The organism is Methylobacterium sp. FW306-05-D (assembly GCF_058782155.1).
The window spans coordinates 1-6312 of sequence record NZ_JBYSXL010000031.1; the positions used below are offsets into that span (position 1 = coordinate 1).

Consider the following 6312-nt stretch of genomic DNA (forward strand, 5'->3'; position numbering starts at 1 on the left):
GGCCGGGCCGGGGCCTGGTGCAGCCTCGCGGTGGCGGGCGAGATCGCCGTGGCGCCGGTGCTGGGCTCGACCGCGACCCACACCCGCTCCGGCCTCGGCGGCTTCCACGGACGCGGGTTGCAGGCGGGCGACGCCCTTCCGGTGATGCGCCCGCGCGCCGCGATCGGCGACCCCGCGAGCCTCGTGGTGCCCTGGCTGCACCGGCCGCCGGCGGTGATCCGCGTCGTCCCGGGACCGCAGGACGACCTGTTCGAGGCCGCCGCCCGCGACGCCTTCCTGGCGGGCCCCTGGCGGGTCGGGCCGCGGGGCGACCGCATGGCCTGTTTCCTCGAAGGGCCCGCGATCCGGGCGCGAACCCACGACATCGTCTCCGACGGCGTCGCCATGGGGGCGATCCAGGTGCCGGGCTCGGGCCAGCCCCTGGTGCTGATGGCCGACCGCCAGCCCACCGGCGGCTACCCGAAGATCGCCACGGTGATCGGGGCCGATCTCGGCCGCCTCGCCCAGGCCCAGGCGGGCACGCGGCTGCGCTTCGCCGCCGTCGACCTCGCGCAGGCGGTGGCGGCCCGGCGGGCGGAGCGCGAGGCCCTGGGTCCGGCCATCGCACGTCAGCCCGTCCTGCGCACCGATTTTCCCTCCGAATTCCTGCTCGGGACCAACCTCATCGACGGCGTCGTCGGCTAGGATCGCGCCGCCAGCGGCCGCCGGGCCGCGCCGAGCCGGGGATGCGCCAGATGCCCACCATCGACCTGAATGCCGATCTCGGCGAGGGCTTCGGCGCCTATCGCTGCAGCGACGACGCGGCGATGCTCGACCTCGTCACCTCCGCCAACGTCGCCTGCGGATTCCATGCCGGCGACCCCGGGATCATGGCCGAGACCTTCGCCCTGGCGCGGGCGCGGGGCGTCGCCGTGGGGGCGCATCCGGGCTTCCCCGACCTGGCGGGCTTCGGGCGCCGGCCGATGCCGTTCGGCCCGGTCGAGATCGAGCGCCAGGTCGCCTACCAGATCGGCGCCGCCCAGGCGCTGGCCGCCTGGGCGGGGCATCGCCTGACCTACGTCAAGGCGCACGGGGCGCTGGCGAACCGGGCGGCGGCGGAGCGGGACGTGGCGGATGCGATCGCCCGGGCCGTGAGGGCCGTCGACCCGGATCTGGGGCTCCTGGCCATCGCCCGCACCGAGCAGGTGGCGGCCGGCGAGGCGGCGGGGCTCAGGGTCCATGCCGAGATTTTCGCCGACCGCGGCTACACCGAGGCGGGCCAGCTCATTCCGCGCGACCGGGCCGGCGCGCTGATCGCGGACGCCGAAGCGGCGGCGGACCGGGTGCTGGCGATGGTGCAGGCCGGCGGCATCCTGACCGCCCAGGGCAGCTTGCTGCCGACGCGCATCGACTCGGTTTGCGTGCACGGCGACAGCGCGCAGGCGGTGGCGATGGCGCGGGCGGTGCGGGCGCGCCTGGAGGAGGCCGGCATCACCCTGCGGGGTCTGGCTCAGAACCCGGTGACGATGCGCCCGTAGGTGGCCTCGGCGAAGGTGTAGATCTGCGCCCCGATGAAGGAGCTGGTGACGAGGAGCACCAGCAGGATCACCACGATCTTGGGCACGAAGGTGAGCGTCACCTCCTGGATCTGCGTGAGCGCCTGCAGGAGCGCCACGGCGATGCCGATCAGCATCGCGGCGCCGATCGCCGGCCCGGCCGCGACGATCACGGTCCAGATCGCGGCGCGCACGAGTTCGAGGGCGTCGACCTCGTTCATCCGATGGGTTGCCTCATCCTGCGGGGTCGTCGGGCCGGGGCCCTGTCCAGAGCCGGGGTCCTGTCCAGAGCCGGGGTCCTGTCCAGAGCATCGTCTTCACGCGAGCCGGCATCCCCCTCGCAGGGATACGCTCTAGCCCGGAACCCGTCACTGCGACAGCGAGATGCCCTGGGTGAGGAGCACGTCCTGGCCGTTGGTGAGGCGGGCGAGCGCGCCCTCGCTGGTGATCTTGACCGACTGGACCTCGCCGGTGGCCGTGCCGTCGGCGGAGGTGATGGTCCGGCCGATGATCTGGTCGGCCTGCGACAGGAAGCTCGACGACAGCAGCGAGTCGAGCTTCGCGTTGGTCTTCGTCGCCTGCTCCACCTGCGAGAAGGTCGCCAATTCGCTGACATAGGCCGTGGAATCCATCGGCTTCGTCGGATCCTGGTTCTTCAGCTGCGTCATCAGCAGGGTGAGGAACGTGTCGGCGTTCATCGAGGCGGCGATGCCCGTCGCCGTCTTGGTGGCGGCGGCGGTGGTGGCCGTCTGGGATGTGGCCGTGCTGGGGACGCTGGCGACGCTCATGGCGGGCCTCCTGGTTCGATGGGGTCAGGCCGGATGGATGGGGGATGGCGCCGGCGGGGTCCGGGGCACGCTCGTGTCCGCCGGCGGGGCCGCCAGCAGGGCCGCCTCGGCCGGATAGAGCCCGCGGATCAGCTTGAGCGCCTCGATCAGCCGGTCCGCCTCGATGAGCTGGCCGGCGCCGAGGACGCCCTCGCGGATCTCCGGATCGGCCACCACGGCGAGGATGCCGGCCTGCAGGCTGCGGCAGAGTTCGCGGGCCCGGTCCGTGGCGGCCGGCTCGATCACCAGCGTCTGGATCGCGAAGTAGAGCTGGCGCAGGGGCGTCGTCGCCGCCTCCGCCTGGAGCACATGGGTCTCGAGCAGGAAGGTGGCGTCGTTCAGAAGCTCCAGGGAGACCTTCCGATCGACGCGCAGGACCGCGCCGTTCACGTAGACGCGCTCGCCGGCGCGCAGGGACAGGCGCATGGGCCGGCTCACCGCAGGCCGTCCCGGATCGATGTGTTGACGGTGATCAGCGCCGACAGCGAGCGGTCGGGCGCGGCGATCACCGCGTTGGCCTCGTACATGCTCCACAGGCCGATGGAGACGAGGTCGGCCCGCACGTCCGGCGGCAGGCCGTTGTCCTCGGTCTGCAGGTCGTCGATCAGCACGCCCCAGAGGCTCTGCAGGAAGCCGGCCGCCATGGCGCGGTCCGCCTGCTGGGCATCGGGCCGGTCGGCGATGCGCAGCAGGTCGAGGGCCCGGTCGAAGGCCGCGCGCTCGCGCTCGCGTGCGATCGCCGGGGCCTCCTCCAGGATCTCGGCATAGGAAAACTGGTACATATGGGTCCTGTCCCGTGTATCCGCGGCCCCGCCGCGCCGAGCGGACCGGGGCCGATGAGCCGTTGGGGCCGGCGAGGTCCCCTGGGGGGCTCCCCGAAGGGCCCCTCGGGGGTCGTGGCCTCGCCGCCGGGTCGTTTCGCGGGCCCGGCCGCCAGGGCCGGCGCCGCGCTAGAGGTAGTTGACGAGGGTGAGCTGCCGCAGCTGCGCGGTCAGGGCGTAGGAGATCTGCACCTGGGTCGACAGGCGGTCGCTCCGGGTCTTGGCCTCGGCGGTGTCGACGCCCTCCATCTGCCCGATCTGGGACTGGAGCAGCGTCGTCTGGGTCTCGAGCCGGGTGTTGGCGTCGGTGATCGCGGCCTGCGAGCGGCCGAGATCCGCCTGCAGGCCGATGAGGCCCGCGCTCGCCTCGCCGAGCAGCCCCGCCACCCGCGCGGTGAGCACGTCCTGCGCGGCCGCCGAGAGCTTCCCGGCGCCGAGGTCGGAGGCCATCACGTAGGCCATGGCGAGCTTGCGCAGGGCCGGCGCGTTGGCGCTCGCGGAGGTCGTGACGGTCTCGCTGAGGGAGATCTGGTTGGTCAGGGGAGCGGAGCCGGCGCTGGACCAGTCGGCGCTCCACGCATCCGCGTCGAACAGGCCCCGGAAGGCCGGCCCGTCGAGGAAGGCCGCCATGTCGCCGGCCGAGATCGTGCCCACCCCCGGGCTGTCCTGCGACATCGCGAAGGTGGCGCGGAAGGCCGCGTCGACGGCGGTCTTGGCCGGAGAGGCCGGGTTCGTGGCGTAGGCCGTCAGGGGCGCATCGGCGGTCCGGGTGCCGCCGAAGACGAACTGGCCGCCGACGGAGGTGTTGAGGAGCACCCCGAGGCCCGAGAGGCGGTTCGCCGCGAAGTCCTTGAGCACGTCGGCGCGCTTGTCCGAGGGCGCTCCGATCAGGGCCTTCAGGGTGGCGTCGGCGCCGTCCTGGATCTGCTTCAGGGCGACCTGCGAGGTGCCGAGCCGGAGGTTGGCCGCGTCGTTGCTCTCGCGCAGGGCGCCCAGCTCGGCGATCTTCTGGCGCAGGCCGATGGCGACGCCGGTGCGGCTCCCCAGGGCGAGGCCGACATCGGCGAAGCGACCGGTGACGATCTCCTGCGTGGCCTTGGCCAGGTCGGACTGCATGCGGGACACGCCGATGCGCGGCGTGTTCCAGAAACTCAGGGAGGAGAGGGCGTTGGTCCGCATGGGGTCTATCGCACCGCATCCATCAGGGTTTTCAGGAGGTCGTTCACCAGCGTCAGCAGCTTGGCCGAGGCGGTGTAGGACCGTTCGAGGTCGAGGGTCATCGCCGTCTCGTCGTCGCCGTTGACGCCGGTGGCGTTGGAATAGGCGTCGGAGGCGCGGGCCAGCAGCGTCGACTGGTAGGTCGATTCCGCGGTGGCGGCCTGGCGCTGGCCGGCGAGCCAGCCCGTGGAGGCGGTGGCGAAGTCCTGGAGATTGCTCCGGGTGGCCAGGCCCGAGGACGGGTCGAAGGCCCGGTCGGCACCCAGGACGGCGGCCAGGGTCCGCAGGCGGTCCGGGAAGGCGGTGGCGCCGGACGCGGCCGGGTTCGAGCGGTAGTCGGCCCCGGCGATCCCGCCGTCGCGCAGCAGGTTGACGGCGCCCCCGCGCTGGGGATCGACGGAGGCGTTGACCCGGATGCCGGCGGCCAGGCCGGCGGCGGCGACCGTGCCGCCCGGGACGGCGACGCTGATACCGGCGGTGAACAGGCCGGCCGCCCGCGGGGGCCGGCCGCCGACGAGGCCGAAGCCGACATCGACCAGCGTGTTGCCGGCGCTCGCCTCGACGTTCCGGACGGTGATCTGCGCGGCGGCCCCCGCGGCGGACGTGGTGGTGAAGGTCAGGCTCCCGCCGGGGTCCAGGGAGGCGACGACCCGGCCGGACAGCGCGGGCGTCGCGGGGTCGGCGGCGATCTGGGCGTTGATCGCGTCGACCAGTTCGGCCGGCGTCACCTTCGTGAGATCCGCGGCCGCCGCGGCCATGGTGCTCCGGTTGAGCGCGATCCGGATGCCCGAACCGTTGGAGAGGCCGAGCGAGAACGCGACCTCGTTGGCGCCGCTGAGATCCGCGGTGCCGGCCGTGCCCGGGGCGGCGCCCGGGCGGAAGGCCTCCGTCGCCGCCAGGGGGGCGATGCCGCTCACCCGGGGGCTGGACTGGTTCAGGGCGCGGGTGCCGGTCTCGGCGAAGCCGTCCACCAGGGCGGCGGCGATGCCGTCGAGCTGGGCCTCGTAGCGGGTCGCGACGCTGTCGCGCAGTTCGGCGAGGCCGGCGATCCGGCCCGAATGCACCGGCATCGGCGCGTTGGCCCCGGTCACCGGGACGCCGTCGACGATCACGGCGCCCCCCGTCGTGCCGGCCGAGAAGGAGGCGGTGGGGGTGAAGGAGACGCGCCGGGCGCCGCGCTCGAACAGGGGCACGCCGCTGTCGGTGTAGATCGCGACGTCGTTGCTGCCGCGGACCACCGTGGAGATCCCGATCTCCTGCGCCAGGCCGGCGAGGATGCGGTCGCGGTCGTCGAGGGCATCGGTCACGTCGTCGCCGTTCGCCGTGCCGGTGGTGACGACGCGGTTGGCGGCGTCGAACCGTGCCAGGAGGTCGTTGATGGTGGCGACGGACTCGGCCAGGTCGGCATCGGCCTGCGCCCGGACCGTCTCGACCGCCGCCGCCCCGCTGTTGAGGCTCGTGGCGAGGTCGCGCGCGCGGTCGACGGCGTCCCTGGCCAGCGCCTGGTCGTCGGGCTGGTTGGCCGCGGCCTTCAGCGCCGCGTTGAGCGCGCCGAGCCGGGCGGCGGGAGAGGTGCCGTCGTTGGTGTCGCCGATGGTGGCCTGGAGCTTCGTGAGACCGTCGAGCACCGCCTCGCTCGCCGCCACCGACGAGGTCCCGTCGAGCTTGCGGTCGAACAGGGCGGCATCGGCGGCGCGCTGGATCGAGACCGCGCTGCCGCCGCCGGCCGCCACGAGGTTGGCGATCTTGCGGGTGTAGAACGGGTCGCTCGCCCCGGCGATGTTGCGTGCCGAGACGGCGATCTGCGACGAGGTCGCGACCAGCGAGGTCCGGGCGGTGTTGAGGGCGAGGGCGAGGCCCATCGGATCTGTCCTGGGAAGCGGGCGGCGGGTCGGGCGGCGGGAGCCGCCG

General features: G+C 73.7%; 8 protein-coding genes. 2 read left to right on the forward strand and 6 right to left on the reverse strand.

What is annotated here, in order from left to right:
• Both AC3WLN_RS12535 and AC3WLN_RS12540 read left to right on the forward strand, forming a co-directional pair.
• Positions 1-684 (forward strand): 5-oxoprolinase subunit C family protein (locus tag AC3WLN_RS12535; protein WP_492481618.1); only part of this gene is annotated, 684 nt, incomplete at its 5' end.
• A 50-nt stretch (positions 685-734) separates the two neighbouring features.
• Complete coding sequence (locus AC3WLN_RS12540; protein WP_492481620.1) at positions 735-1517, forward strand: 5-oxoprolinase subunit PxpA; 783 nt, start codon at positions 735-737, stop codon at positions 1515-1517.
• On the opposite strand, the gene AC3WLN_RS12545 is transcribed toward AC3WLN_RS12540, so the two are convergent.
• The 6 genes from AC3WLN_RS12545 to flgK all read right to left on the reverse strand — a co-directional run.
• A complete protein-coding gene (locus AC3WLN_RS12545; RefSeq protein WP_055957424.1) occupies positions 1490-1756 on the reverse strand; it encodes a flagellar biosynthetic protein FliQ in 267 nt (88 codons plus the stop codon). The two genes, AC3WLN_RS12540 and AC3WLN_RS12545, sit on opposite strands and share 28 nt — an antisense overlap.
• 147 nt (positions 1757-1903) lie before the next feature.
• The gene (flgD, locus tag AC3WLN_RS12550) at positions 1904-2323 is read right to left on the reverse strand and encodes a flagellar hook assembly protein FlgD (RefSeq protein ID WP_463773553.1); all 420 of its coding nucleotides are present in this window, start codon (positions 2321-2323) and stop codon (positions 1904-1906) included.
• Between the two features lie 24 nt (positions 2324-2347).
• A complete protein-coding gene (gene flbT, locus AC3WLN_RS12555; RefSeq protein WP_492481694.1) occupies positions 2348-2788 on the reverse strand; it encodes a flagellar biosynthesis repressor FlbT in 441 nt (146 codons plus the stop codon).
• 8 nt (positions 2789-2796) lie between these two features.
• Positions 2797-3144, reverse strand: a complete 348-nt coding sequence (flaF, locus tag AC3WLN_RS12560) for a flagellar biosynthesis regulator FlaF (RefSeq protein WP_492481623.1) — start codon at positions 3142-3144, stop codon at positions 2797-2799.
• Positions 3145-3312: 168 nt separating this feature from the next.
• Positions 3313-4362 (reverse strand): flagellar hook-associated family protein, encoded by a 1050-nt coding sequence (locus tag AC3WLN_RS12565; RefSeq protein ID WP_492481625.1) that lies wholly within the window; start codon positions 4360-4362, stop codon positions 3313-3315.
• A 5-nt stretch (positions 4363-4367) separates the two neighbouring features.
• Positions 4368-6312, reverse strand: a 1945-nt coding sequence (gene flgK, locus AC3WLN_RS12570; RefSeq protein ID WP_492481627.1) for a flagellar hook-associated protein FlgK, incomplete at its 5' end; no start/stop codon positions are given.